This is a genomic window from Caulobacter sp. DWR2-3-1b2 (genome assembly GCF_049896345.1).
Lineage (GTDB): Bacteria > Pseudomonadota > Alphaproteobacteria > Caulobacterales > Caulobacteraceae > Caulobacter.
Genome location: NZ_JAFCUC010000001.1, coordinates 73,971 through 100,569, shown reverse-complemented (window position 1 = coordinate 100,569; position 26,599 = coordinate 73,971). Strand labels below are relative to the sequence as shown.

The 26,599-nt window shown below is 68.8% G+C and carries 22 protein-coding genes; 8 read left to right on the top strand and 14 right to left on the bottom strand.

The genetic code is table 11. The features are described from left to right. Positions 1-83: 83 nt before the first annotated feature. The gene (locus ACP694_RS00490) at positions 84-1,610 is read right to left on the bottom strand and encodes an AlkA N-terminal domain-containing protein (RefSeq protein ID WP_426009487.1); all 1,527 of its coding nucleotides are present in this window, start codon (positions 1,608-1,610) and stop codon (positions 84-86) included. Positions 1,611-1,892: 282 nt separating this feature from the next. Continuing rightward, positions 1,893-3,200 (bottom strand): acyl-CoA dehydrogenase family protein, encoded by a 1,308-nt coding sequence (locus ACP694_RS00485; RefSeq protein WP_426009484.1) that lies wholly within the window; start codon positions 3,198-3,200, stop codon positions 1,893-1,895. A gap of 131 nt (positions 3,201-3,331) precedes the next feature. Between ACP694_RS00485 and ACP694_RS00480 the strand changes: the two genes are divergently transcribed. After that, positions 3,332-3,934, top strand: a complete 603-nt coding sequence (locus ACP694_RS00480; RefSeq protein ID WP_426009481.1) for a GNAT family N-acetyltransferase — start codon at positions 3,332-3,334, stop codon at positions 3,932-3,934. A gap of 4 nt (positions 3,935-3,938) precedes the next feature. Here the strand turns inward: ACP694_RS00480 and ACP694_RS00475 are convergent, their stop codons facing one another. Beyond that, on the bottom strand, positions 3,939-6,236 hold the full coding sequence (locus tag ACP694_RS00475) for a sensor histidine kinase (protein WP_426009478.1): 2,298 nt from the start codon (positions 6,234-6,236) through the stop codon (positions 3,939-3,941). Between the two features lie 155 nt (positions 6,237-6,391). Here ACP694_RS00475 and ACP694_RS00470 point away from each other — a divergent pair, with 155 nt between their 5' ends. From ACP694_RS00470 to ACP694_RS00450, 5 genes are all read left to right on the top strand, one after another. Continuing rightward, on the top strand, positions 6,392-7,063 hold the full coding sequence (locus ACP694_RS00470; protein ID WP_426009475.1) for an SH3 domain-containing protein: 672 nt from the start codon (positions 6,392-6,394) through the stop codon (positions 7,061-7,063). A gap of 501 nt (positions 7,064-7,564) precedes the next feature. After that, on the top strand, positions 7,565-8,260 hold the full coding sequence (locus ACP694_RS00465; RefSeq protein ID WP_426009472.1) for a response regulator transcription factor: 696 nt from the start codon (positions 7,565-7,567) through the stop codon (positions 8,258-8,260). Positions 8,261-8,400: 140 nt separating this feature from the next. Further along, positions 8,401-9,669 (top strand): hypothetical protein, encoded by a 1,269-nt coding sequence (locus tag ACP694_RS00460; RefSeq protein WP_426009470.1) that lies wholly within the window; start codon positions 8,401-8,403, stop codon positions 9,667-9,669. Between the two features lie 90 nt (positions 9,670-9,759). After that, positions 9,760-11,295: an adenosine deaminase family protein gene (locus tag ACP694_RS00455; protein WP_426009467.1), complete on the top strand. Its 1,536-nt coding sequence runs from the start codon at positions 9,760-9,762 to the stop codon at positions 11,293-11,295. Positions 11,296-11,364: 69 nt separating this feature from the next. Continuing rightward, on the top strand, positions 11,365-12,609 hold the full coding sequence (locus tag ACP694_RS00450; protein ID WP_426009464.1) for a hypothetical protein: 1,245 nt from the start codon (positions 11,365-11,367) through the stop codon (positions 12,607-12,609). A 302-nt stretch (positions 12,610-12,911) separates the two neighbouring features. Here the strand turns inward: ACP694_RS00450 and ACP694_RS00445 are convergent, their stop codons facing one another. From ACP694_RS00445 to mutL, 3 genes are all read right to left on the bottom strand, one after another. Continuing rightward, positions 12,912-13,457 carry a type II toxin-antitoxin system VapC family toxin gene (locus ACP694_RS00445; RefSeq protein WP_426009461.1) on the bottom strand — a complete coding sequence of 182 codons (546 nt, stop codon included), beginning with the start codon at positions 13,455-13,457 and terminating at the stop codon, positions 12,912-12,914. Further along, positions 13,454-14,242, bottom strand: a complete 789-nt coding sequence (locus ACP694_RS00440; RefSeq protein ID WP_426009458.1) for a hypothetical protein — start codon at positions 14,240-14,242, stop codon at positions 13,454-13,456. The genes ACP694_RS00445 and ACP694_RS00440 overlap by 4 nt, the downstream gene beginning before the upstream one ends. A gap of 81 nt (positions 14,243-14,323) precedes the next feature. Beyond that, complete coding sequence (gene mutL / locus ACP694_RS00435; protein WP_426009456.1) at positions 14,324-16,249, bottom strand: DNA mismatch repair endonuclease MutL; 1,926 nt, start codon at positions 16,247-16,249, stop codon at positions 14,324-14,326. Between the two features lie 136 nt (positions 16,250-16,385). On the opposite strand from mutL, the gene ACP694_RS00430 reads away from it, so the two are divergent. Continuing rightward, positions 16,386-17,372, top strand: a complete 987-nt coding sequence (locus tag ACP694_RS00430; RefSeq protein ID WP_426009453.1) for a TraB/GumN family protein — start codon at positions 16,386-16,388, stop codon at positions 17,370-17,372. A 213-nt stretch (positions 17,373-17,585) separates the two neighbouring features. After that, the gene (locus tag ACP694_RS00425; RefSeq protein WP_426009451.1) at positions 17,586-18,524 is read left to right on the top strand and encodes a TraB/GumN family protein; all 939 of its coding nucleotides are present in this window, start codon (positions 17,586-17,588) and stop codon (positions 18,522-18,524) included. A 96-nt stretch (positions 18,525-18,620) separates the two neighbouring features. On the opposite strand, the gene ACP694_RS00420 is transcribed toward ACP694_RS00425, so the two are convergent. The 8 genes from ACP694_RS00420 to ACP694_RS00385 all read right to left on the bottom strand — a co-directional run bounded on the left by ACP694_RS00420 (position 18,621) and on the right by ACP694_RS00385 (position 26,549). Then, entirely contained in the window at positions 18,621-19,187 is a 567-nt protein-coding gene (locus tag ACP694_RS00420; protein ID WP_426009448.1) for a DUF3035 domain-containing protein, read from the bottom strand. A 112-nt stretch (positions 19,188-19,299) separates the two neighbouring features. After that, the gene (gene lspA / locus ACP694_RS00415) at positions 19,300-19,806 is read right to left on the bottom strand and encodes a signal peptidase II (RefSeq protein WP_426009445.1); all 507 of its coding nucleotides are present in this window, start codon (positions 19,804-19,806) and stop codon (positions 19,300-19,302) included. Positions 19,807-19,989: 183 nt separating this feature from the next. Next, complete coding sequence (gene ileS, locus ACP694_RS00410; RefSeq protein WP_426009442.1) at positions 19,990-22,974, bottom strand: isoleucine--tRNA ligase; 2,985 nt, start codon at positions 22,972-22,974, stop codon at positions 19,990-19,992. 304 nt (positions 22,975-23,278) lie between these two features. After that, positions 23,279-23,425, bottom strand: coding sequence for a hypothetical protein (locus tag ACP694_RS00405; protein WP_426009440.1), 147 nt, complete (start codon positions 23,423-23,425; stop codon positions 23,279-23,281). 206 nt (positions 23,426-23,631) lie between these two features. After that, complete coding sequence (locus ACP694_RS00400; RefSeq protein WP_426009437.1) at positions 23,632-24,708, bottom strand: S1C family serine protease; 1,077 nt, start codon at positions 24,706-24,708, stop codon at positions 23,632-23,634. Positions 24,709-24,873: 165 nt separating this feature from the next. Next, entirely contained in the window at positions 24,874-25,074 is a 201-nt protein-coding gene (locus ACP694_RS00395) for a hypothetical protein (RefSeq protein WP_426009435.1), read from the bottom strand. Positions 25,075-25,174: 100 nt separating this feature from the next. After that, positions 25,175-26,116, bottom strand: coding sequence for a bifunctional riboflavin kinase/FAD synthetase (locus ACP694_RS00390; protein WP_426009432.1), 942 nt, complete (start codon positions 26,114-26,116; stop codon positions 25,175-25,177). 10 nt (positions 26,117-26,126) lie between these two features. Further along, positions 26,127-26,549 (bottom strand): MaoC family dehydratase, encoded by a 423-nt coding sequence (locus tag ACP694_RS00385; protein ID WP_426009429.1) that lies wholly within the window; start codon positions 26,547-26,549, stop codon positions 26,127-26,129. Between the last annotated feature and the right edge of the window lie 50 nt (positions 26,550-26,599).

The following is a 26,599-nucleotide window of genomic DNA, read 5'->3' as shown; positions in this document are numbered from 1 at the left end:
CATCTTAGGGGGGTTGCGCGGTTGGGGACAGGCCCATGGGCCTGTCCCCATCAGAGCGCGCGGCAAGGTCGTCGCGGGATCGGTCAGCGCATCCTGCGCGCCAGCGGCCGGACCGGCGGCGCGCTTTGATCGGCGAGCGAGGCCCACAGGTGCAGGGCGGCATAGGCCCGCCAAGGCCGCCAGGCCTCGGCCCGGGCCAGCAGCTGTTCCGCCGTCGGACGAACGCCGTCGGCGCCTGTCAGGGCGCGCATCAAGGCCACGTCGGCGGCGGGGAAGGCGTCTGGCTCGCGAAGCTGGCGCATGGCGATGTACTGCGCCGTCCATTCGCCGATGCCGGGCAGGGCGCGCAGCCGCTTGACCGTTTCCTCCAGGCCCGCAGTCGGCGACAGCAGATTGGGGTCCTCGACGATCGCCTGGGCCATGGCCGACAGGCAGCGGATGCGGGCGCCGGGCATCTTCATGCCGGACAGGTCGGCAGTCGCGAGCAGAGCGGCCGACGGGAAGGTGTGGGTCAGGCCGGGCTCGGCCCAGGGCGCGGCCAAGGGGGCGCCGTGGGCCGCCACCAGGTCTCCCGCCAGCTTTCGCGCGGCGACGACGGTGATCTGCTGACCGAGGATGGCGCGGACCGCCAGCTCGAACCCGTCCCAGGCCCCAGGCACCCGCAGGCCGGGCCGGGCGGCGACCATCGGGGCCAGGCCGGGATCCTGCGACAGCGCCTCGCCGATCCCCACCGGGTCGGCCGACAGGTCGAACACCCCGCGGACCCGCGCCAGGATGCGGGGCAGGGCCGAGGGCTTGGGAAACCGCACCGCCACGCTCAGCCGGTCGTCGCCGATCGGCCGCACGGCGATGGTCCCGGCGGCCCCGTCCAGGGCGATGGCCCGGCGATAGACGCCGTCGCGCACGATCTCGACCCCTGGGATGGCCCGCATCGCCAGGAAGGCCAGCATGGCGTCCCAGTCATAGGGCGGCCGATAGCGCAGGCTCAGGACGATGGCGTCATTGGCCGGTCCATGTCCTGGGGAAGAGGGCAGGGCCTTGCGACGGCGCAGGGCGGCGGGCGGACAGTCATAGAGCTGCTGGAAGGTCTCGTTGAAGCGGCGCACGCTGCCAAAGCCGGCGGCCAGGGCCACTTCGCCCATCGGCAGGTCGGTCTCGTGGATCAGCTGCTTGGCCAGCAGCACCCTCCGGGTCTGGGCCACGCCGACCGGCGTCGCGCCCAGGTGCTGCAGAAACAGCCGCCGCAGTTGCCGGCCGCCGACGCCGACCCGTCCGGCCAAGGTCTCGACGCCGGCCCCATCCTCACGGGGGGCGTCGAGCGCTCCAGCCTCGATCAGCGCCAGCGCGCGCGACACGGTGTTGGACGCCCCGTTCCACGCCCCCAACTGCGGCGAGGTCTCGGGCCGGCAGCGCAGGCAGGCGCGATAGCCGGCCTCCTGTGCCGAGGCGGCGGTGGCGTGGAAGCTGACGTTCTCGCGCTTGGGGCAACGGGCCGGGCACACCGGCCGGCAATAGACGCCCGTCGTCCGCACCGCCACGAACAGTCGGCCGTCGAAACCGGCGTCGCGGGTCTGGATGGCGCGGTAACAGGCGTCGGGGTCGAGATCCATGGCGACGATCATAGACCGTGGCGCCGCGCGGTCTCGCGGTTTTCGGACGAGGTCGTCAGGCGCTCGACCTGCCGCCCCGGTTGTGGGAGGACTGGCCGGCGGGCAAGACCCCCTCAGTCGCTTCGCGACAGCTCCCCCTGAGGAGCAGCACCTGCTCGGCCTAGACCCTCGCCCTCTGGGGGAGGTGGTCCGGAGGGCTTTAGGGGGTCTTGCACCGCGGAAAGAAAAAGGCCTCCCGGTTTGCGCCGGGAGGCCTTCGTCGTTCAGCGCTCGGCGCTCAGATCAGCGAATCCCCGGCACCTGCCGCGCGGCTTCCCGCTCGACCTTCTGCTGGTAGGCGAGATCCCCGTACTTGCCGTATTCCATCCGGGCGATGGTGCGTTCGTGGACCTCGTCCGGGCCGTCGGCCAGGCGCAGGGTGCGGATGCCGGCATAGGCCTTGGCCAGGCCGAAGTCGGTGGTGACCCCGCCGCCGCCGTGGGCCTGGATGGCGTCGTCGATGATCTTCAGGGCCAGGCGCGGCGCCGCGACCTTGATCATCGCGATCTCCAGACGCGCCGACTTGTTGCCGGCCTTGTCCATCATGTCGGCGGCCTTCAGGCACAGCAGGCGGCACATCTCGATATTGATGCGGGCCTCGGCGATGCGCTCTTCCCAGACCGACTGATCGGAGATGTACTTGCCGAACGCCTTGCGGCTCATCAGGCGCTTGCACATCTTCTCCAGCGCCACCTCGGCCGTGCCGATGGTGCGCATGCAGTGGTGGATGCGGCCGGGGCCAAGGCGGCCTTGCGCGATCTCGAAGCCGCGGCCCTCGCCCAGCAACAGGCCGTCGATGACCGGCACCCGCACGTTCTTGAGGATCACCTCGGCGTGGCCGTGCGGGGCGTCGTCATAGCCGAACACCGGCAGCATACGGACGATCTCGATGCCGGGGCTGTCCATCGGCACCAGGATCTGGCTCTGCTGCTGGTGGCGGCTGGCGTTGTCGGGGTCGGTCTTGCCCATGACGATCGCGACCTTGCAGCGCGGATCGCCGACGCCCGAGCTCCACCACTTGCGGCCGTTGATCACATAGTCGTCGCCGTCGCGCTCGATGCGGGTCTCGATATTGGTGGCGTCGGAGCTGGCGACTTCCGGCTCGGTCATCAGGAAGGCGCTGCGGATCTCGCCGTTCATCAGCGGGCGCAGCCAGCGCTCCTTCTGCTCCAGCGTGCCATAGCGCATCAGCACTTCCATATTGCCGGTGTCGGGCGCCGAGCAGTTGAACACCTCGGAGGCGAAACCGATCTTGCCCAGCTGTTCGGCGATCAGGCTGTATTCGAGGTTGGTCAGTTGGACGCCCTCGAACTGGAACGTGTCGTCCACATGCACCTGGCCGCTGTGGGGCGGCATGAAGAAGTTCCACAGGCCGGCGGCCTTGGCCTTGGCCTTCAGTTCCTCGACGACCTGCACCACCTTCCAGCGCTCGGCCCCGAGCACGTTCATCTCCGACTCGTAGACCGGGACGGCCGGCTTAATGTGCTCGTCCATGAACGCGGTGACGCGGTCGAGGAAACCGCGCTGGGTGGCGGAGATTTCGAAATCCATGGCGTTCCCGATCCCGTTCTTATGGCCGTCAAACAGTTGTTTGAACGATTTCTAGCTTGAACGGAGGCCGACGGCAAGCGGAGTGGCGGCCAGGGTTGCTGATCGTCGCGCGGCCCCGCAAAGTCATGACCATGAACATCCAGATTCGTCCCCTCGAAGGCCGCTACGTTCGGCTGGAACCGATCACCCCCCAACTGCCTGGCGAACTGCGGTCCGAGCTGAAGGGGGCGATCGACTGCGATCCCGACAGCTGGGAGATCATGTCGACCAACGGCTGCGGCGAGGGCTTCGCCGACTGGTGGGGCGCGTTGAAGGGCGAGACCGAGCGCGGCGAGCGGATCGGCTTCGCCATCCGCCGGCTGAGCGACAACAAGGTGGTCGGCACATCGAGCTATCTGAACATCCGCAAGCTGCACAAGGGCCTGGAGGTCGGCTCGACCTTCCTGCATCCCGACGCCCGCTCGGGGCCGATCAATCCGGAGTCCAAGCGGCTGCTGCTGGGCCACGCCTTTGACGCCGGGGCGATCCGGGTGGAGTTCATGATCGACGTTCGCAATTCGCGCAGCCAGGCGGCGGTCGAGAAGCTGGGCGCCGACAAGGACGGCGTGCTGCGCAACCACAAGATCACCTGGACCGGCCACGTGCGCGACACCGCCGTGTTCTCGATCACCGACGCCGACTGGCCGGGGGTCAAGCAGCGGCTGGATTACCGGCTGCAGGAGAGTTTTGTTTAGGGGGTTAAAGCGGCAGCACCAGCTCCGTCCGCGCTCCGGTCGCGGCGCCTTCGAACACCAGCGTCCCGCCGATCCGCTCCAACCGGAAACGGATGTTCTTCAACCCGTGCCCTCCGCCGGTGGCGTGCGCCGCATCGGCGACAGCGCAGCCGTCGTCGGACAACACGACCCGCAGCGCGCTGACCTCCTCGCGGACCTCGACTGACAACCGCGTGGCGCGGGCGTGCTTGATGGTGTTGGTGACAATCTCGCGGATCGCCGAGATCAGGGTCTTGTAGAGGGCGTAGTCCAGCACCCGGCGCTCGACGCCCGTCAAGGTGATGGGCCACACCAAGGCGATGCCCGCCACCTTCAGCCGCTCGGCGGTTTCGTGGCGCAGATCGGCGAGGATCTGGTTCAGCTCGACCTGGTCGCCCGACAGGCCACTGAGGATGACGCGGATGTCGGCCATGGCGTCGCGGACGTCGCGTCGCACTTCGCGAACGTCCTCGCGGTGCAGGCTGGTCAGCAGGCGGGCGCTGACGTCGTCGTGCAGGTCGCGGGCGATCCGCTCGCGCTCCTCCAGCACGCCGCGCGCATAGGAGTCGCGGGCGGTCTCGGCCTTGCCCATCAACAGGACCAACTGGGCGACCAGCCGGGTGTCGGTGGTGGTGAACAGCCGCCGACCCTGGAACGGATAGCGCAGGGTGGTCGCCGCCTCGCCCGCTGCGGCCGGCACCACCAGGGCCAGCCCGTCCTCCAGCAAAGCCGGGGCGCTCGGCGAGAGGTCGCTGAAGCTGACCTCCAGCGGATCGAACATCCGTCGCAGCAGGGCGGTCCAGTCGGCGCGACGCTCGGCGGCGTCGGGCTTGAAGGCCACCGAGGCGGCCAGTTCGAACAGGGCGTCATCGCTGATCGCCGCCCGTCCGGCCAACCGCTTCCACACCCAGGCCCGTAGCGGCAGATAGACCAAGGCCACCACCACGATCGACACGCCCAGCGCCGCGCCGCCCTCGACATGCAGGGCCATGACGAGCAGGGCGTCCAGGGCCAACAGGGCCAGGGCGGTCAGGGCGCCGATGACGATGCGATAGGCCCAGAGGTCGAGGTCGAACAGGCGGTAGCGCCCCACCGCCAGGGCCATGCCGCCATAGACGAAGATCAGCGGCACGAAGGCGAAGCCGTCGCTGGCCGCCGAGGGGCCGCCCAGCAGCTTGGGCGCGGCCATCATCACCACCAGCAGGCCAGAGCCGCACAGGGTGATAAGTCCGATCCAGCGCAGGGCCCCGCGATCCAGCGGGCGGTGCTCCACCCGCCGCCATTGCAGGGCCAGCAGGGCGGCCAGCACCGGCAGGTGCGCCAGCAGGCCGGCGTAATAGACGCTGGCCGGAAGCCACCCCAGTCCCCCGGCCAGGCCCCAGGCGATGGCGGCTAGGCCAGCCGGAACCAGCCAGAACGGTCGGGCCAACCGGGTCGGAAAGAACAGGAACTGCGCCACCGTCGCCGCCGAGCACAGGCTGCTGCCGATCAGGTTCAGGGCGTTCAGCGTCAACAGCAGGCGGCCGTCGGCGGTCAGTTCCTTGGCGTCGAACAGCGCGCCGCTGAAGGCCGTGACCAGGATGCCGAACGCGGCCACGGCCAGCATCCTGGGCGCCCAGTCGCGCGGCCGCAGGGCCCAGATCCACACCCCGACCACGAACACCGCCAGCCCGCCGCCCAGCAGCATCCAGACGTCGAGAGACAGGTCCGACAGCGCGCGGGGACGGGCCGACAGGCTCAGGGTCTGGACGCGGCCTTCGGCGGCATAGCGGGCCCGAACCGGTCCCTCGGCGATCATCGCGGTCAGCCGCGTGCGGTCGGCGTACCAGCGGGCGATCGCGGCCGGATCGCCGACCGGCGCATAGTCCTGCAGGAAGCCCTCGGCCCGATCGGTGACGACGCCCCTCGACCCGGTCAGGGTGATCGTCGCGCCGGGCGACAGCACGGCCAGCACCTGGCGGTCCGGTCCGATCAGGGCGACCTGGTCGCGGGCGGGGACCACCCTCAGGCCGGCGGCGGGCATCTGCAATGCGGACCAGACGACGAGCAGCGCCAGCAGCGCCGCCACATGACCCAGCAGCAGGATCCGGCTGGCCGGCGCCCGCACGCCGCGCACGGCGTTCGGCCGCGCGAGCCCCTGGGACGGAGACTTGGCCTGGGGGGCTGAGGTGTCGATCATGGGGTTAGGGTGAGCACGGGGACTGAACTCGAAGCCGACGGGGACTCCCGCCAGTTTCCACGTCACGGCGGCTTTGTCGAAGGAAAGCATGGCCTTGGCGTTCATCTGCGTCGATCCGGGCGTTCGGCGAGCGTCGCGGCGCCCCCGCGCGGCGCGGCCTGGAGCGGTCATCCCCCTGAAGAGGGGGTCGCGGCCCACGCCCCGATCTTCAACAACCACGGGCAGGAACGGCGTCGGGACGCCGTGGGGAGAATGTTTCAATGACCAAGCCCATCACCACGCCCTTGACGGCGATACTCGCGGGCCTCGCCTTGGCCGCCGCCGCGCAGGGCTCGGCCCAAGCCCAGGCGCTGCAGGTCAGCCAGGCCGGCGACGCCCAGCTAAGCTGCGAGCAACTGCAGGCCGAGGTCGCCCGCATGGACCAGATGATGGGCGCCTCCAACACCGCCATCTCCGGCGCCGAGGGTCAGTCCCGCATGGCGCAGAGCGGCGCCGCCCTGGGCCTCAACGCCGCGATGCGCAGCGGAGCCCTGGCCCGCATGCCGGGCCTCGGAATGTTCGCCAACGCCGCGGTCAGCGCCGCCCGGGCCAGCGCCGAGGCCAAGGTCGCCCGCGAAGGCGAACAGATCGCCATCGCCCAGCAGCGCCGCGCGATCATGAACGGCGTCTATCAGGGCAAGGCTTGTGGGACCCAGGCCACGGTCACGACGGTCTCGACGCGGACCGTCCCGGCCGCCGCGCCGTCCAGCCTGAGCTTGAAGGGCGATGTCGGCTTGAAGGCTACCGCCTCGCCCAGCGCGGCCGTTGTGCGGGCCATGACCGCCGGAACCGCCGTCTATCCGACCGGCCAGCGCAACGGCGTGTGGATCGAGGTCGATGACGAGCAGGGCAATCGCGGTTGGATTTCCTCGGCGATGGCCGTCCAGCGCTAGCGGGACGTCTTTCGACGCAGGGAAATGCGCGGCGAACTTCGGTTCGCCGCGCTTTTTTGTGTTTGATGGGAGGTCCCCGTTCTTGGATCTTCCCCCCTTTAATTCTCTTCATCCCGACGAAAGTCGGGACCCAAGCGCTCTATCCGGATTGAGGCTTGCGAACGGGACAGCCGTGAACCCTTGAGCCGACTCGGCTTGGGTCCCGACTTGCGTCGGGATCAATGGAAGTGGGGGGAAGGTGCTAGGTGACGCCCAGTCGCCCGGCGGCCTGACGCGGCCGCCGTCAGTCCTTCAACAGAGCGTGGATCACCATCACGAAACACGCCACCAGCACCAGCAGGCCGGACAGATAGGCTAGTTCGTTCATGACCGGATTCCCCTGAGCGACGCCCCTCCGACATCGTCCCGGCAGGATGGGCGCGGTGGGGGCCGGCCCCTACCCCCCAAACAGGGGGCCGTCCGCCGTCTGGCGTCGCGGCGGCGATGGGTTAGGTTGGGGACGTGGAAGCTCAAGCTACCCTTGGCGGCGTCGCGTCGCTCTATGATCAGGTGCTCATCGTCGAGGACCTGCCCGACACCTGCGCCTGGCTGCGCGAGGTGGTGCTCCAGGCGTTCGGCGAAGTCGAGATCGTCACCGCCGCCACGCTCGCCGGCGCGCGCGGCCATGTCGCCGCCCTGGCGCGGCCGGGGCTGCGCTCGCTGGCCCTGGTCGATCTGGGCCTGCCGGACGGCTCCGGCGCCGACTTCATCCGTGAACTGCTGCGGGCGGCGCCGGGCGTCACCGTGGTGGTCGCCACCATCTATGACGACGACGACAACCTGATGCGAGCCATGGCGGCGGGCGCCCAGGGCTATCTGCTGAAGGACAGGGACGCCCACAGCCTGGTTGAGCGGCTGCGCGGCCTGGCGGTGGACGAGCCGCCGATCTCGCCGGCCATGGCCCGCAAGATCCTTGAGCACTTCCGGCTGCGCGCCGCCTTCATGACCGCCGACCAGGGCGAGGCCGTCGTCCTGACCCCGCGCGAGACCGACGTGCTGCGCCTGGTCGGCCGGGGCCTGACCGTCAACGAGGCCGCGGAGGTTCTGGGTCTCAGCCCCTCGACCCTGTCGGGCTATGTGAAGACCATCTATCGCCGGCTGGGCATCAATTCGCGGGCCGAGGCGGCGCTGGAGGCCGCGCGGCGTCAACTGACCTGACCCACGGCGGGCCGCGTCCAATGGTCACGGTTGACGGATAACGTCGATTTTTGAGGTTGAGATGGCGTTATCCAAGTTCTTGTAAAGAATTCGCCAAGCCTTCGTATGTATGTTGCGGTGCCATGACGGCTATTGCTTGCTTGAGAATTCTGGTCGCCATTGGGGACCCCGAGACGGGTCGCCCGACGCCGGCCCCCCAGGTGCAGGCCGCCGCGGACCTGTATCTGAAGCACTGCTGGAAGGCCCCACGCCGCTATGGCGCCGTGGCGCCCCTGGCCTTCGTGCTGGCCGACAGCCGGGCCGAGCGCCTGGATCCGGTCGAGATGCAGGCCCTCGCCGTCGAACTGGAAGCGGGCCTTTTCCCCCGCCAACCCCATTCCGAAAAGGGGGCGGGCCAGGTGTGCCTGCTGACCTTCGAGGGTGACGAGAGCGCCGTCCTGCAGTTCGCCAGCCTGTCCCAGGCCGCGCTGGCGGGGCTGATCGCCGGCCGCGGCTATGCCGGCCCGCCCGGCCACGTGCAGGTAATTACCGCCGAAGAGATCCGCGCCGTGCCCAGCGCCCCGGCCGCGACCGAGGCCGAGGTCGCCGCGACCGCCGGGCCGATCCCGCCCGCCTTTGGGGCGACCAGCCCCGCGCCCGCCGTCGAGAACGCCGCCAAGCCCCCGGCGCCCCCCATCGCTCCGGCCGTAAAGCCGCCGCCGCCCGCCGCCACCGGCTGGTGGGGGGTCTATCATCCGCCGTCGGAGTCGTTCGTCGGGGCCGCGATCGGCCTGCGTGTCGATCTGAACCGAGCGCGTCCCGCCGACGACGCCGCCCTGCTGGCCCGCGACCTGACCTGCCTGAACGACGCCCACGCCGCCTTCGCCCGCCTGTCCACCGGTCAGGGCGGTGACGAGGCGGCGGTGCTGTTCCTGCCCTTCAGCTTCTGGAACCTGACCAATCCCTCGTCGCTGGAAGCCTACAAGCGCCGGCTGTCGCGTTTCCCGTTGGCCATGCAGGGCCGTCTGGGGGCGACGATCTATGACACCCCGCGCGAGCCGTCGCTGGGCACGCTGGGCCAGATCAAGACCTTCCTGCAGTCGACCTTCAGCTTCATCGACCTAAACATCACCGAGCCCAACTTCCCCGTCGCCACCCTGCCGGGCGAGCTGGCCACCAGCATCACCCTGTCTCTGCTGGACGAAGAGCTGCGCGTGCGCATCGAGGCCATCGCCAAGTTCGCCGCGATCCAGGGCTCGTGCCGCGCCAAGGGCGTGCGCCAGGCGATCACCGGCCTGCGCGACGCAAAGGAGCTGGACGCCTGTCGCGCGGCGGGCCTGCGCTTCGTCTCCGGCCCCGCGATCACCGACCTGATGGCCAGCCCCGTTGGCGCCAGTCAAGCGCGTGACCTGCCACTGAAAGTCGCCTAGCCAAGCTTTTCGCGTCGCTCGCCGAGCGTTGATTTGTCAAACGCCGCAAATCACCCTGCAAGAGGGGGTGAAAAGCGGCGGGGCGACGACATGGCGATCGGCGGACATCGGTTTCGGGCATGGGCGATCTATGCCGGCGCGCTGCTCGCCTTGCTCGGCGGACCGGCCGGCGCGGCGACCTCGTCCGTCACGCCCGAGGCTCGCACGGCCGCCCGGTTCGACGCCATCGTCCACGACCGCGCCAAGCTGCGACTGTTCCTGCGGGCCATGCCCAAGGGCGGCGACCTGCACAATCACCTGGCGGGCGCGATCTATGCTGAGGACTTCCTGGCCTGGGCGGCCGCCGACGGCCTGTGCGTCACCACCGGCTCCCTGCCGGCCATCGTCGCCGGCCCCTGCGACGCGCCGGGCAAGGCGGCGGCCCAGGGCCTGACCACCCGCGATCCGGCGCTGTACGGCCGGGCGATCAACGCCCTGTCGATGCGCAACTACCAACCCGGCGCGGACGGGGCCCTGCCCTCGGGCCACGACCAGTTCTTTTCGACCTTCGCCCGGTTCAGCGCCGTGACCGACGGCCACCTGCCGGCCATGCTGGCGGCGGTGCGCGAACAGGCCGCCGACGACCATGTCTCCTATGTCGAGACCTCGGTGAACCCGGTGGCCATGTACGCCTTCGTCAAGGGTTCGCGCGACCGGCCCTGGGACGGCGACTTTGCCAAGGCCCTGGCCGGCCTCGAGCCCGGCATCCCCGCCTTCACCGCCCGGACGCGCCGCGAAATGGACACCGCCGAAGCCGAGGCCGATCGCCAGCAGGGCTGCGCCGCCAAGCCCGTCCGGACGGGCCCCTGCGCCGTGGTGCTGGGCTATCAGGCGTTCGGCGTGCGGGTGCTGCCGCCGCCCGTCGTCTTCGCCCAGCTGGTGGCGGCCTTCGCCTTGGCCGACGTTGATCCGCGCTTCGTAGGGGTCAATATCGTCGCCCCCGAGGACGATCCGACGGCGCTGAGTGATTATGCCCTGCACATGCGGATGCTGGCCTTCCTGCACGCCCGCTATCCGAAGGTGAAGCTGTCGCTGCACGCCGGCGAGCTGGCCCTGGGCCTAGTCCCGCCGCGCGACCTGCGTTTCCACATCCGCGAGGCGGTCGAGGTGGCCGGCGCCAGCCGCATCGGCCACGGCGTCGACATCGTCCACGAGGACGGCGCCCAGGCCCTGCTGGACCGGATGGCCAACGACGGGATCGCCGTCGAGATCAACCTGACCAGCAACGACGTCATCCTGGGCGTCAAGGGCGCCGACCACCCGCTGACCCTCTATCGCCAGGCCGGGGTGCCGGTGGTGCTGTCGACCGACGACGAGGGCGTCTCGCGCATCGACATGACCAATGAATATCTGCGCGCCGCCGTCGAGCACGGCCTGCGCTATGCCGACCTCAAGGCCATGGCCCGCACCAGCCTGGATGTCGCCTTCCTGCCCGGAGAGCCCTTGCGGGGCTGGGCGGGCGGGCGGGCGCCCGCCTGCATCAAGGCGGGCAAGGCCTGCGACGCCTTCCTGGCCAAGAGCCCCAAGGCCGCCCTGCAGTGGAAGCTCGACCGCGATTTCGAGGCGTTCGAAAAAGCCCAATCATAAACCAATGCGTCAGTCAGTCGCGCATCCGGAGCACGACTTCGCTAACCGTTCCGGCGCACCGTCCCGCGCATGACAGCGATCGCATGCCTCAAGGTCTTCGTGGGCGACGAACTGCGGTTCGCCGACAATGACACCATGGCCGCCCTGGTCGGCAAGGTGGCCGGGGCCTATCTGGAGACCACCTGGCTGTGGCCGCGCCGCTATGGCCTGGTCGCGCCGTTTTCCTTCGTTCTGGCCGACCCCCGCGCCACCCAGCTGGACGCGCGTGAGCTGCAGGCCCTGGCGCGTGATCTGCAGTTCAAGCTGTTTGGGGAGAAGGGCGAGGGCGACATCGCCCTGCTGATGTTCGAGGGCGACCAGACCGACGTCATGAAGTTCGCCGGCATTGGCGGGGCGCAGCTCAAGGCCTTGCTGAACGGCGAGGACGACGGCTCGCTGGTTGGCCGGATCTGTCGCATCACCCCCACCGAGGTCAGTTCGGTCGTGCCCCAGGGCGGACCGGTGTGCGGAACGCCTCCGATGGAGGAACTGGCCGCCTTGGACCCGGTCGCCCAGGACGCGGGTCCCCCCGCCCGAACGGTGTATCGCGGCGTCTACCACACCGGCCGCGAGGTGTTCATTGGCAGCGGCGCCACCTGGCGCGCGGCCAATGTGCCGTCGGCCTTCGGCTTCACCGCCTCGCATGCCGACATCGACCATCCGGAGAATGACATCGCCACCCTGGGCGGCGTCGCGGCGGCGCTGGCGAGCGTGCCGGTCGGGGTGATGTTCTTCCCGATCAGCTTCTCCACCCTGGTCAAGCCCGGCGCCCGCGCCGCGTTGCTGCCGCACCTGGAGGCCCTGCCCCGCGCCTCGCGTGGGCGGCTGGCCGCCTCGATCTATGACACGCCCCGGGCGCCGTCCTTTTCGGCCCTGTCGCAGGCGCGGCGCTTCCTGGAGCCGTTCTTCTGCCGCCTGGACCTGAGGGTCACCGACCCCGCCTTCCAGGTCGACGAACTGCCCGTCGACCTCGCCAGCAGCGTCACCCTGGTGCTGCCGGCGGGCGAGGAAAAGGCCCGGCTGGCGGCGGTCACGCGCTTCATCCGCGAGGCCGACGCCTATCGCCGCAAGAAGGTCTGGCAAGGCCTCAACGACGTGCGCACCCGGCGCGAGCTGAACCACTGCCTCGACCTCGGCGCGCCGTTTCTGACCGGAGCGGCGGTCACCGACCTGCTGGAGGCCCCGGTCGGTGCCACCAGCCTGTCGTCGCTGAGCCTGCCGATGCACGAATGGTCGTCGGGTCCGGAGCAGAAGGCGGTGGTGACGGCGGCTTAGCGGCTTTACCCACCATCCGTCTTCCCGGCGAAGGCCGAGACCCAGATCCCCAGACGCCCAGGCTGAATCTGGGCCCCGGGCTTCGCCGGGGAGACGGAATTTGGGACCCTCCGAGCCCACTCCCGACCGCCGCCCGCAGCGGCGAGGCCGCGCCTTGAACCCTGGCGGGCGAGCTTGCTCTAACGTCCGACCGCGTCAAGGACGACCCAAAGGGCCGCCGCGCCGCCGGGCCGCCGCGCCGCAGCTGGCCGGCGGCCGGTCCTTGCCTCGGCCAGCCGCCAGAGCTCCCATCCTGCAAGGGTTTAACGCGTAGCCGCATCCGGCTTGGCGGGTGGTTCAGAATGGCAGTCTCGCAGTGGTGAACTACTGCTCTGCTGGCTAAAAAGTGGTCCACCCAAAGCATTCGCAGGGGTGAGCACGTTAATGGCCTTTCCGTCTCGGCGAAAAAAGACGCCGTGACGCGTTAGGATATCTGGATCCCTTGTGATGAGGTGATCCACGTTGTGTTCAAGGGCGCAAGCCAAGTGGATTGCGTCCGGCGTCTTCAGTCCCGTCTGGCGACGGATGCTGCGAGCGCGCTCGCCAACAAGGCGATCCACTTGTACGGCGATGAGCTGTTCGCTGTCGAAAATGAGGTCGAAGTCGTTGGGATCAGGCCACGGTTTTGGCGGTTCTACACCCTCGGGCTTGATGAGCACTTCAGCCAAGGTCACCGCGGAAAAGAGTAGCTCCACCGCTCCGCGTTCGACCGCGAGCCAAAGAGTACGCATTGGCCCCACAGGCCCGATCTGGGGTTCTTTGTGGAGGTCGATCCAGCACGTGGTGTCCCAGTAGTGGCGCTCCGTCAATGCGCTTCACCCCAGTCCTCGGCAGTCGCCTCGCCTTTCCATTCAGATTCCGCGAACGACCTTTGCACTCCACCGATCGTTCGAAGCGATTGAGCCTGGACTGTCGCGGGTCTTCCAGAAGCGTCGTAAGAGATTTTACCACCAACAACTACTCGGCGGCCATTCCACACTTCAGCAAGAGTGTGCTCAGCACCGATGAGCCCGATAGCTTCTTTGCTAAACACGCACACAACCTCGTCCTTGGTCAAGAAGGTGCGCACCCTTAGAGCAGGGCTGCCGTAGTGTGTGGTAGCTGCAAGGATCTGCCCCTCGATGGAGCCGAGCTCGGGGCGTCGGCGCTTAGCGACAGCTGAAATCGCATTATAGGTCTTTTGGGCGCGATCTCCGGTGATAACGCGGTCTGGCTGGTCTCCAACTTGGATCCTAACCAGCCCTCCACGTTCTTTGATCGGCGTAATGAACGCTCGCAAGCGCTTTCGATTTTCGTCGCTTAAGCCCTGGACAACGGCTTCGCGCTCATTGTCATTAGTGGCATCAAGGACGCGAAAAGCTGCAGACGCCGCCTGCGCTGCCTCATTGTTTGATACTGGGGCGCCTTGTCTATCAAAGGCTTCTACCTGGGCTCGCAGCGGTGAATTGGTAGAAATCGAAACTAAGCGCCAGTCGAGCTTGGCGTCTTGATCCTGTAGTCCATCGAGAAGCGCAAGTAGCTGTCGCACGCTGTCAACCGCTGGTGGAGCACCGGCAGCGTCCAGGTCAACAACAAATGTCACCGTACCGGCCATGGAGCGAGTTCCCTACACAACTCCTACCATATGGATAGCCCGTCGAGCGAGACCCGTTTCCCAACGGCAATTTCACTTCCCCTACCTTCGCCCAAACAACCGCTCAATATCCGCCAGCTTCAGTTCCACATAGGTCGGCCGGCCGTGGTTGCACTGGCCGGAGTGCGGCGTGGCCTCCATCTCGCGCAGCAGGGCGTTCATCTCCGCGCCGTTGAGCCGCCGCCCGGCGCGGACGCTGCCGTGGCAGGCCATGGTGGAGCAGACCTCTTCCAGGCGCTCCTTGAGGGCCAGGGCCTGGCCGTTCTCGGCCAGGTCGTCGGCGATGTCGCGGACCAGGCCGGCGGCGTCGGTCTTGCCCAGCAGGGCGGGGGTCTCGCGGACCAGGACGGCGCCGGGGCCGAAGCTCTCGATCACCAAGCCCAGGGCCGCCAGTTCGTCTGAGCGAGCGACGACGCGCTCGGCCTCGGCGGGGTCCAGCTCCACCACCTCGGGCAGCAGCAGGGCCTGGCGGGCGACGCCGCCTGCGCTGAGTTCGCCCTTCATGCGCTCATAGACCAGGCGCTCGTGGGCGGCGTGCTGGTCGACGATGACCACGCCGTCGCGGGTCTGGGCGACGATATAGGTCTCGTGCACCTGCGCCCGGGCCGCGCCCAGCGGGAAATCGACGGGGTCGAAGGGCGCGGCGCGGCCGTCTCCGAAGCCGGGATAGGCCACATTGGGCGCGGCGTCATAGTCGCCATAGGCCGTGTCGCGCACCGCCTCGGCGACGCCGTAGCCGCCGCCATGATCGGGGCTTGCCTCGACCCGCGCCGAGACGTCCGACAGTCCCGGCAGGTCCTGCGGCGAAGGCCGCGTCCAGCCGCCGGCCCGCCAGGCCGAGAAGCCGGCCGCCGACGGGCCGGGCTGGTAGTGTGGGTAGCCGCCCCCCGACAGGGACTGCGCCCGGAAGCCCTCCAGCGCGCTCGCCGCCGTGGTGGTCGAGGCCCGGTGTCCCGCCCCCGCCAGCGCATGGCGCAGCGCCCCGACGATCAGACCGCGCACCAGGGCGGGGTCGCGGAACCGCACCTCGGCCTTGGCCGGGTGGACATTGACGTCCACCTCCGAGGTGTCGAGGGAGATGTAGAGCGCCGCCGTCGGGTGGCGGTCCCTCGCGAGAAAGTCCGCATAGGCGGCGCGCAGGGCGCCCTGCAGCAGCCGGTCGCGCACCGGCCGGCCGTTGACGAACAGGTACTGGTGGGCGGCGTTGCCGCGGTTGTAGGTCGGCAGGCCGGCGAAACCGGTCAGCCGAACGCCGTCGCGGGTCTGGTCGATCTCGATGGCGTTGTCCTGGAAGTCGCGGCCCAGCACGGCCGACAACCGAGCCAGGCGGCCCTGCGGTCCGGGATGCTCGGGCGCCAGGCGGATGACCCGGCGGCCGTCGATGTCCAGGCTGAAGCCGACGGACTCGTTGGCCATGGCCTGGCGCTTGATCTCCTCGGTGATCGCCAGGGCCTCGGCGCGCTCGGACTTCATGAACTTCAGCCGGGCGGGGGTGGCGTAGAACAGGTCGCGCACCTCGATCCGCGCCCCGTGGTCGCCGGCGAAGGGGGCGGGGGCCACGTCGCCGACGCTGCCGCCCTCGACCAGGATGGCGAAGGCGTCGCGCGCGCCCTTTGCTCGCGAAGCGATCGACAGCCGCGCCACCGAGCCGATCGACGGCAGGGCCTCGCCCCGAAAGCCCAGGGTGTGGATGGCCAGCAGGTCCCAAAGGCCCTGGGCGTCTGGCGCGAGCTTGCTGGTGGCGTGGCGCTCGATGGCCACCGGCAGCTCCTCGGCAGAGAGGCCGCAGCCGTCGTCGGCGACGAGAATGCGGGTCAGGCCGCCGCCATGGGCCTCGACTTCGATCCGCGTGGCGCCGGCGTCGATGGCGTTGTCGACCAGCTCCTTGATGGCGCTCGCAGGTCGTTCGACCACCTCGCCGGCGGCGATGCGGTTGACGGTCTCGGGCGGCAGGCGGCGGATCGGCATCGGGAGTGGGCTTTCGGGCGCGGAAGGACCGCATTGCGTCTTCGTAATTTGACCGGCCAAGCTCGGGGCCGTCCAAGTGCGGGAAGACCGATCATCCTAGATCGATTCCGCCGCCCTTCGAGGATCACAGATAGTGATGATTGGACGTCTCGCCGCCAGCCTGGCCGGGTTGCTGTTGATCTCCACCCCCGCCTTGGCCCAGCAGGCGGTCGACGCCTCGGGCCCGATCGAACTTCACCGCGTCGACCCCGAGGCCAATCTGGTCGAGGCCCTGGTGGTCAATGCCCGCCTGCCGGGTCCGGCCTGGTGGAAGGTCAGCGACGCCGACACCGTGGTCTATGTGCTGGGCGTGCCGGCCTTGACGCCTTCGAAACTGGACGTCGACAGCTCTGTGCTGAAGCGGCGGCTGGACGGGGCCAATGTGCTGATCATGGGCCAGGAGGCCGATGTCAGCCTGGTGCGGATCGTCGCCCTGGCCCTGGGCGGCAAACGCTATTTCATCAGCTCGACGCCGATGCGCCAGACCCTGCCGCCCGAGCTGCGGGCCCGGCTGGAGGCGCGGCTGCTGGCCAGCAAACAGAAGCTGGACAGCCTGGATGAGGTCAAGCCCGCGTTCGCCGGCTTCGTGGTCGCCAATTCGCAGGACGGCAATCTGTCGATCAGCGTGGGCGGAGTGACCGACACGATCCGCGAGATCGCCAGGAGCAAGGACATCGCCGACCGGCCGCGCATCCAGACCCTGCCGGGCTACAGCCTGGTCGAGGCGGTCAAGACCCTGGGGACCGCGCCCCAGCCGCTGCAGGAACTGTGTCTCGACGCGGGCCTGCGCCAGGCCGAGAGCGGCGAGGGCGGGATCAAGCTGCTGTCAGAGCGCTGGGCGCGAGGCGAGGTGCGGGCCGTGGTCTTGGCCGATCGCGGCTTCTCGCGCTGCCTGGCCTCGACCCCCTCGATCGCCCGCGAGCTGCGGTCGGGGCGCGACGACGCGGTGGCGGCCATCGCCGCAGCGCTGGGCAAGCCCGGCAAGGCGGTGGCGGTGATCGAACTGCGGTCGCTGCTGGCGCAGGATGGGGTGCTGGACCAACTGCGCGGGCGGGGGTTCGTGGTGACGACTCCGGGGGAGTGATGGATGGCTTTTCCCTCCCCGCTCTGGGGAGGGTGGCCCCGAAGGGGGGCGGGTGGGGCTTGATGAGGCAGGCGGCGTAGCCCCACCCGTCGGCTTCGCCGCCACCCTCCCATAAAGGGCCAAAAAGGGGAGGGAAGGGATGACCGGATGACGGTTGAACAAAAGGGGCAGGTGGGGCGCTCATGCAGCAACAACTTCCTCCGGAGACCCGACATGCGGCGATCATGGCCCTGGATGCTGGCGAGCCTCGCCCTGGTCGCTGGAACGGCCCACGCCCAGGTGATCGACGATCCCGAGGCCAATGTCGTCGAGGCCCTGGTGGTCAACGCCAAGCTGCCGGGGCCGGCCTGGTGGCGGATCTCCGACGGCGACACCACGCTCTATCTGCTCGGCACCCTGCACTCGCTGCCCAACAACCAGCCGTGGGACAAGTCGGTGCTGGAGCGGCGGATGGACGGCGCCTTCGCCCTGATCCTGCCGCCCGAGGGTAAGGCGGGCGTCACTGACATCCCCGCCCTGCTGGCCTTGCGCGGCAAGTTGAAGTCTCGCCAGCCCCTGGACGCCGCCGTGCCCGACCTGGCGCCCAAGCTGGCCCAGGTCCGCGCCCAGCTGCGCAAGAGGCCCGACGCCTACAGCGTCTGGAGCCCGCTGGGGGCCGGGATCGAGATCGCCGGCGACTATCGCAAGAGCGCCAAGCTCGACCCGTTCGAGCCCGAGCGCACGGTGGGGCGGCTGGCGCGCAAGCATGGCGTCAAGGCGCGGCCGGTGGCGTCCTACAAGTTGATGCCCCTGGCAAAGGCGGCGGTGCGCGGACATTCCGAGGCCGCCGGCCGGGTGTGCCTGGAGGGCGTGCTCGACGAGGTCGCCGCCGGGGCCGGCGCGTCGCGGACCGCCGCGGCGGCCTGGGCCCGAGGCGACGTGCGCGGCGCGATCAACGGCCCCCGCAACTTCCAGCGCTGCATGCTCAGCCTGCCGGGCATGGCCGAGCTGGAGCGACGCGGCAACCAGGCCGAGATCGACGCCCTGGTCGCGGCCATGCGCACGCCGGGCCACGCGGTGGCCCTGTTCCCCATCCGGGGACTGGTGGCCCAAGGCGGCGTGCTGGACCAGATCCGGGCGCGGGGGTTTGCGGTGTCGACGCCGGGGGAATAGGAGGCTTGAGAAACCCTCTCCCTCTGGTAGATGGCCAAAAAAAGCCCGGAAGCTTTCGCCGCCGGGCTTTTCCTGGAACTCACAAACGACCGAAGCCTACAGCCCCGGAAGCTTGATCCTGCTCTGCTTTTCGCGGGTGATGACGATCGTGCCGGCGCCGGTCAGGGCTTTCAGGCGGGCCTCTTCGGTGGCGGCGTCGACCGTCACGGATTCGGTGGCGCCGGTTTCCGAGGCGGTGGGGGCGGCGGTCCTGTCGCCCTTCTTCCAGAACATAACCTTGCTGGCGAAGCTCTCGTCCTTGTGGGCCAGGTCGCCGTTCTCGTCATCAACGACGAAGCGGATCAGCGGGTCGGCCTTGTCGACGCCGGCCTTGGCGACCAGCAGCTTCTCGCCGTCGGAGCGGCCGGCGGCGTTGCTCTGGCCAATCAGGGCCTGGCGTGCGGCGCTTTCCGGCTGCAGTTCCTGCGGGCGCGGCTCGCCGGGGGCCGGCGGGCGCAGGCTGTAATCCGGCGGCACGACCAGCGGCGCCTTGGTGACGACGCGGAACTCATCCGGCACCACCTTGGCCATGCCGAGGGCCTTGGAGGTCGATTGGCAGCCGGCCAGGCCTGCAGCGGCCACTGCGGCCAGGACGCCAAGGGTCGCGACCCGATTGAAACTCATGAAAACCGTGCTCCAGCGGCCCGCCCCCGGGTAGGCCAAATTTCGGACGCCCTCGATACGACATCCGGGGCCGGGCGCCAATCTTCCTTGGAAACGTGGCGCCGTTAAGGCTTCAGAGGCCGTGCCCGTCGGGATGAGCCAGCTTTTTTTCTTCCGACAGGAAGCTGTCCAGCAGCAGCAGGGCCACGCCGAGGTTGATCGCCGCGTCGGCGACATTGAACACCCAGGGGAAATGCAGGCGCGAGACGTCGATGAAGTCGATCACATGGCCATAGCGGATGCGGTCGATCAGGTTGTTGCCGATCGCCCCGCCCATGATGAAGCCCAGGCCCGAGGCCATCAGCGGCCGGATCGCCTTGCGCGCCCAGATCCCCAGGCCGATGACCACGGCGGCCGAGAACAGGGTCAGCAGCCAGCGATATTCCGGCCCGCGAAACAGGCCAAAGCTCATGCCCTGGTTGTGGACCAGGGTCAGGTACAGCGGGCCAACCACCGGCAGGCTGGCGCCTTGCTCGGTCCCCAATGTGGCCAGGATCCAACCCTTGCTGAGCTGGTCCAGCACGACGGTGATCGCGGCGATGGCGTAGGCGGTCAAGCCGAGGCGGGTGATCGATTTCATAGTTCGTCGCTCTTCCTTTGATCCTCTCCCAGAGGGAGAGGAAGGGGCCTGCCGCGTAGCGGCGGGAAGGTGAGGGGTTACGCTGTTTGCCGGCGTGCCGGCACGCCGTCTAGCATCTTAACCCCTCACCCTCCCACGCCTGGCGGCGCGGGCCCCTCCCTCTCCCTCTGGGAGAGGGAGATCTTAAACCGCCTGCCGGCTATCCCACCACGCCACCGCTTCGGCGTCGCGGAGGCTAAGCTCGGGATAGCGCGGATCGGTTCCCACCTCCGGCAGGATGCGCCAGGAGCGCGCGCACTTCTTGCCGTCGGCGAGTTTTGGCTCCACGGCCACGCCCTTGACCTCGTCCAGCGCGAACGCGCCGGTGGCCTCGCCGGCCACCAGCGTCGCGGCGCTGGTGCGGAACACCTCGGCGGCGTCCAAATCGTCGAAGGCTGCCAGTAGGGCGGCGTCGTTGATGTGCACCACCGGCGCGCTTTCCAAGGCCGAGCCGAGTCGCTTTTCACGACGTTCGACTTCCAAGGCCGAGGTCACCACCGAGGTCACGGTCTCGACCTTGGCCCACCGCGCGGCCTCGGCGTCATTGCGCCAGGCGGCCGGCGTCTCCGGCATCACCCGCAGCACGTTGCTGCCCGCCTCGGGGAAGCGCGTCGTCCAGGCTTCTTCCATGGTGAAGCTGGTCAGGGGCGACAGCCACACCGTCAGGCGCTCGAACACATGGTCCAGCACCGTGCGATAGGCCCGGCGGCGCAGGGCCGTGGGGATGTCGCAATAGAGGCAGTCCTTGCGGATGTCGAAGAACAGGCTGGACAAATCCCCTTGGCAGAAGTCGATCAGCGGCCGGATGACGTCGCTGAACCGGTAGGCCTCGTAGGCGGCCTTGACCTGGCCATCGAGCTCCCACAGCCGGTGCAGGATGTACTTCTCGAGCGGCGGGAAGTCGGCATAGTCCGTCACCCGCTCGGCCTCGTCGAAGCCGGCCAGGGCGCCCAGCAGGTAGCGGGTGGTGTTGCGCAGCTTCCGATAGGCGTCGGTGGTGGTGGCCAGGATCGTCTTGCCGATCCGCTGGTCCTCGGAATAGTCGACCATCGCCGCCCACAGCCGCAGGATCTCGGCGCCGCTCTCCTTGGTGATGGTCTGGGGCTCGACGGTGTTGCCCTTGGACTTGCTCATCTTCTCGCCGTTCTCGTCCTGGGTGAACCCGTGGGTGAGAACCGCCTTGTAGGGCGCGCGGCCGCGCGTGCCGCAGCTTTCGAGCAAGCTGGACTGGAACCAGCCGCGATGCTGGTCAGAGCCTTCCAGATAGAGGTCGGCCGGCGACGCGCTGTCGTTGCGGCCTTCCAGGGTGAAGGCGTGAGTGCTGCCGCTGTCGAACCAGACGTCGAGGATGTCGACGACCTTTTCGTACTGGACGGGATCGAGCGGACCCAGGAAATCTTCGTCGGGACGCTCGAACCAGGCGTCGCTGCCGCCCTCGCGGATGATCGCCAGGATACGGTCGTTGACGGCCGGGTCGATCAGCGGCCGGCCGGTTTCCTTGTCGACGAACATGGCCAGCGGCGTGCCCCAGGCGCGCTGTCGGCTGATCAGCCAGTCGGGACGCGACTCGACCATCGAACCGATGCGGTTGCGCCCGGCCTCGGGGTGGAAGGCGGTGTCGGCGATGGCCTTGACGGCCACCTCGCGCAGGGTCTGGCCGCCCAGGGTCGGCACGGCCTGATCCATGCGGATGAACCACTGCGGGGTGTTGCGGAAGATCACCGGGGCTTTGGAGCGCCAGCTGTGTGGATAGCTGTGCTCGACCCGGCCGCGCGCCAGCAGGTTTCCGGCCTCGATCAGCCTGTCCATCACCGCGCCATTGGCGGCCCCGAACTTGCCGGTCTTCTTGCCCTCGGTCTCGATGACTTTGAGGCCCGCGAACAACGGCACGTGCGGGAAATAGGCTCCGTCGGGGTCGACGGTGTCGGGGATGGAGTCCAGGGCGTAGCCGCTCTTCAGCCAGACCAGATAGTCGTCGGCGCCGTGGCCTGGGGCGGTGTGGACAAAGCCGGTGCCGGCGTCGTCGGTCACATGATCGCCGGCCAGCAGTGGCACGTCGAAGCCGTAGCCCCCATCGGGATTAGGGTCGAAGGTCGCCAAGGGGTGGGCGCAGATCAGGCCCGTCGGATCGACCGGCTCGGCCCGGCGCCAGGACGCGACCTTGGCGGCCTTGCGGACCTCCTCGGCCAGCTTGTCGGCGACGATCAGCCGGTCGCCGACCTTGGACCACGGGGCGAACTCCAGGTTCTCCTCGAGGGCCTCGACCTCGTAGAGGCCGTACTCGACCTTGGGGTTGAAGCTGATCGCCCGGTTGGCCGGGATGGTCCACGGGGTGGTGGTCCAGATCACGACGCTGGCGTCGTTCGGCTGCAGGCGGAAGACGTTGTCACCGTCCTTGTTGCCGGACAGCGAGAAGTGCTCCTCGTCATAGGCCCTGACCGGGAACTTCACCCACACCGTCGGCGAGACGTGGTTGTGGTACTCGATCTCGGCGTCGGCCAGCGCCGTGCGCTCGACGGGGCTCCACATCACCGGCTTGGAGCCGCGATAGAGCTGGCCGCTGGTGGCGAACTTGTGGAACTCGGCGACGATGGTGGCTTCGCTGCTGTAGTCCATGGTGGCGTAGCGGTTCCACCAATCGCCCAGCACGCCCAGGCGCTGGAACTCGACCTTCTGGGCCTCGATCCAGCCGGCGGCGTATTCGCGGCAGCGCTTGCGGAACTCGGCGGCCGGCACCTCGTCCTTGCGGCGGCCCTTGGCGCGGAATTCTTCCTCGATCTTCCACTCGATCGGCAGGCCGTGGCAGTCCCAGCCGGGCACGTAGTCGACGTCGTAGCCCAGGGCGAAGCGCGAGCGGACCACGAAGTCCTTCAGCGTCTTGTTCAGGGCATGACCGATGTGGATCGCGCCATTGGCGTAGGGCGGGCCGTCATGCAGCACGAACAGCGGGGCGCCGGCCGCCTGGCGCGCGGCGCGCACCGCGCCGTACAGGCCCTTGTCGGACAGCGCCGCCCAGCCCTCCAGGATCTCGGGCTCCTTCTTGGGCAGGCCGCCACGCATCGGGAACGGGGTGTCGGGGAGGAAGACGGTCTCGCGGTAGTCGCGAGCGGGCGTGGCGTCGTCGGCCATGGCAAAGCTATCCAGCGTAGGGGTTCGGAAGAGGGGTGCGGGTCTGATCCCGGCGCGCGCAGCGGCAAGCGTCCAGCGGCGTCACGCCGGGCGGCTAATTCGCGAGGTTTTCCGAACGAGAGACATGGGCGGGGGATAGCAGAGGTGGGGGAGGGGGGCAAACCTCCGCTCACCAACCAAGCCTGTCATCCCGGACAAGGCCCGCAAGGCCGCAGATCCGGGACCGCCGGAAACGCTGGCCCTCACGCGTCGGTCCCGGATCTTCGCGCTGCGCGCTCGTCCGGGATGACAATCATTTTCGCCCCTACCGCCGCGCCGCGCCGTTCATCGCCCACAGCGCCGCGTAGGTGCCAAACAGCACCGCGGCCATCGAGAGCAGAAACATCAGCAGGCTCTGGCTCAGGGCGACGCCCAGGGTGATCAGGGCGGCCAGGGTCCAGAGCGCGGCCAACAGGCGGCCTTCGCGGGAAGGAGGCGTCAGGCGGGGCGGTATCAGGCGCTTGGCGGCGCTAAGCGTTCGTCTCCAAAACCCACGCCCCGCGAAATCATAGGTCAAGATCGCGCCCCTTCTACACTGCCGTGAAAAGTGTAGGCGCGTCAAAGGGTCGCGTCCACGGAGAAAACCGGCGTTCTGTCGATTTCGGCGATCTGGCCGCCTCAGCCGCGTTTTCGGGCTTTCGGGGTGATGGTCACGGTCATCAGTCGGCCTTCGCGGATCAGGACGAAGGCGGTGGCCTTTTCGATGCTGTGGTGGTCTAGGGCGCGCAGCAGGTCATCCAGGCCGGTCAGGGGCCGGCCGGCGGCGCTGACCAGCAGGTCGCCCTCGCGCACCCCGGCCTTGGCGGCCAGACCGCCGGCGTCGATCTGGGCGACGAACACCGCATAGCCCTGGTTGACGCCGGTGGCGCGGGCCAAGCCGGGGGGGATCGGGGCCTGCTGGGCGACGAGACCGATTGAGCCGCGCCGCACATGGCCATGGGCGATCAACTCGGCGATCACGAAGGTCGCGGTATTGGAGGCCACGGCAAAGCACAGGCCCTGGTAGCCGGCGATCACGGCGGTGGCGATGCCGACAACCTCGCCGTTGGAACTGACCAGCGGCCCGCCGCTATTGCCGGGATTGAGGGCGGCGTCGGTCTGGATCAGGTCCTCGATCAGCCGGCCGCGCTCGCCGCGCAGGCTGCGGCCCAGGGCGGAAACCACGCCGGTGGTCACCGTCGCCTCGAAGCCCAGCGGCGCGCCGATGGCGATCACCAGCTGGCCGCGCCGCAGGGCCTTGGAATTGCCCAGGCGGGCCACCGGCAGATCGGCGCGCTGGTCAAGCTGCAGCAAGGCCAGGTCGGTGTCGGGATCGTCGCCGACGCAGCGGGCGGTCAGGCTGCGGCCCTCGGCGGTGATGACGATGAACCGCGCCGCGCCCTGCACCACGTGACTGTTGGTCAGGATCAGGCCATTGGCGGCGATGGCGAAGCCCGAGCCCACGCCCTGGATGCGCGGGTCCTCCAGCATCGGATGGATGCGCACGACGCTGGGCCCCACCGCCTCGACGGCCCGGACCACGGCGTTGGAATAGGCGTCCAGGATCGTGTCGTCGGCGGCCGCCCCGCCGGTCTGGGGCAGTTCGCCGGGATCGAAGACGAAGAGGGCCTCGTCGGGATAGGCTAGAATTTCGTGACGGCGCGGGCTTGCGGGCTTTCGCGCCTGGGCGAACCGTTCGTACTTGCGCGCTTTCATCCCGGCCCCCGCCTCGTGTGCAGCAAAGGTTAACGGCAAGAACCGCGGTTGGCGAGTCGGCTGTCTAGAGCATTTTCGAGCGAAGTGGATCCCGGTTCGCGTGAAGAAAACGCGTAAAACAAAAACCTAGAGCCCCGGCCTGATGCAATCAGGTCGGCAAACGCTCTAGGCGTCGTCGCGGGCGTCCAGCACACCCTGCATGTGGTCGCGGAAGGCCGGCTCCTCGCGGGTCATCTGGGTGAAGGCCTCGGCCAACTCGGCACGAGCGGTTTCGAGGTTGTAGACGCCTTCGGCGTGCCGCAGCAGCACGCAGTCGAGATAGCGGTCCAGGAGCAGATGATCGGCTTCGGTCAGGTGGATTTTCATGCGCCACGATAGACCCGGCCGGACTGTGACGCCATGCGCTTGATGACTCGATTGTCTTGAAGTCGTCGTCCCTACCTTCTCCCACAAGGGGAGAAGGATTCTAAAACCCCGGCGCGACGATCGCCCTGGCCGCCTGCTCGTCGCGCAGGATCTGTTCCACCATCAGCGCGATGCTGGCGAACTTCAGCTCGGGCCGCAGGAAGGCGATCAGGTCGGTCTCGATGACCTGGCCGTAGAGATCCTCGTCGAAGTCGAACAGCCAGGTCTCAAGCCGGGTCTCGACCTCGCCGGTGGTCGGGTTGTTGCCCAGATTGGCCACGCCGGGCACTTCGCGGCCGTCAGGCAGGCGGGTACGGGTGGCGTAGACGCCGAGTTTCGGCACCACATAGTCCTCGACCTCGACATTGGCCGTCGGGAAGCCCAGCGTCCGGCCCAGCTGCTGACCGCGACGCACCACGCCCTCGATGGCGAAGGGTCTTCCCAGGATCCGCGCGGCCCGTTCGGGATGACCATCGCGCAGGGCGTCGCGCACGGCGGTGGACGAGAACTTGTCGCCGTCGCGGCTGGCCACCGGCTCGGCCACCGAGACGGAGAAGCCGTCCTGCGCGCCATAGGTCTCCATCAGCGCGGCGCTGCCACTGCGGCCGCGTCCGAACGAGATGTCGAAGCCGACGGCCACGTGCCGGACCCCCAGACCCTTCACCAGCACTTGATCGACGAAATCCCGGTCGCCGAAACTGGCCATCTCGAAGTCGAACGGCAGCAGGTAGAGGATGTCCACGCCAAGGGCCTGCAGCGCGCGGGCCTGCTGGTCGTGGGTCATCAGCTTGAAGGCCGGCTCGCTAGGCCGGAACAGTCGGCGCGGGTGGGGGTCGAAGGTGACCACCCCCAGCGGCGCCTTGGCCGCCAGCGCGGCCTTGGCGGCCTGGGCGATCACCTGCTGGTGGCCACGATGCACGCCGTCGAAATTGCCCAGGGCAACGGCCGCGCCCCGCGCCTCGACCGGCAGGTCCTTCCAGCCATGAACGATCTTCAAGCGCATGCGAACCTTCCTACGCGGCCCTTCGCGGGACCATGACCACGGCCTCGCCATCGACCACCGGCTTGCCATTGACCAGGCAGACGGTGGCGAAGGTCACCCGGGCCTTGGCTTCATCGATCTCGGTGACGGTGGCGCGGGCGGTGACCGCGTCGCCGATCTTCACCGGCCGCTTGAACTTCAGGCTCTGCGACAGATAGATCGCGCCGGGGCCCGGCAAGGTCGTGCCCAGCACGGCCGAGATGTAGCCGGCCGACAACATGCCGTGGGCGATGCGCTCGCCAAAGCTGGTGGTGGCGGCGTAGGCGGCGTCCAGATGAACCGGGTTGTTGTCGCCGGTGACGGCGGCGAAGGCGACGATGTCGGCCTCGGCCACGGTGCGGACCAGTTCGGCCGACTGGCCGACGCTCAGATCCTCCAGAAACAGTCCCTGCATCCCGCGCCCCTCGTTTTTAGTGTGCGTGGCGCCCAATCTAGCGGTCAGGA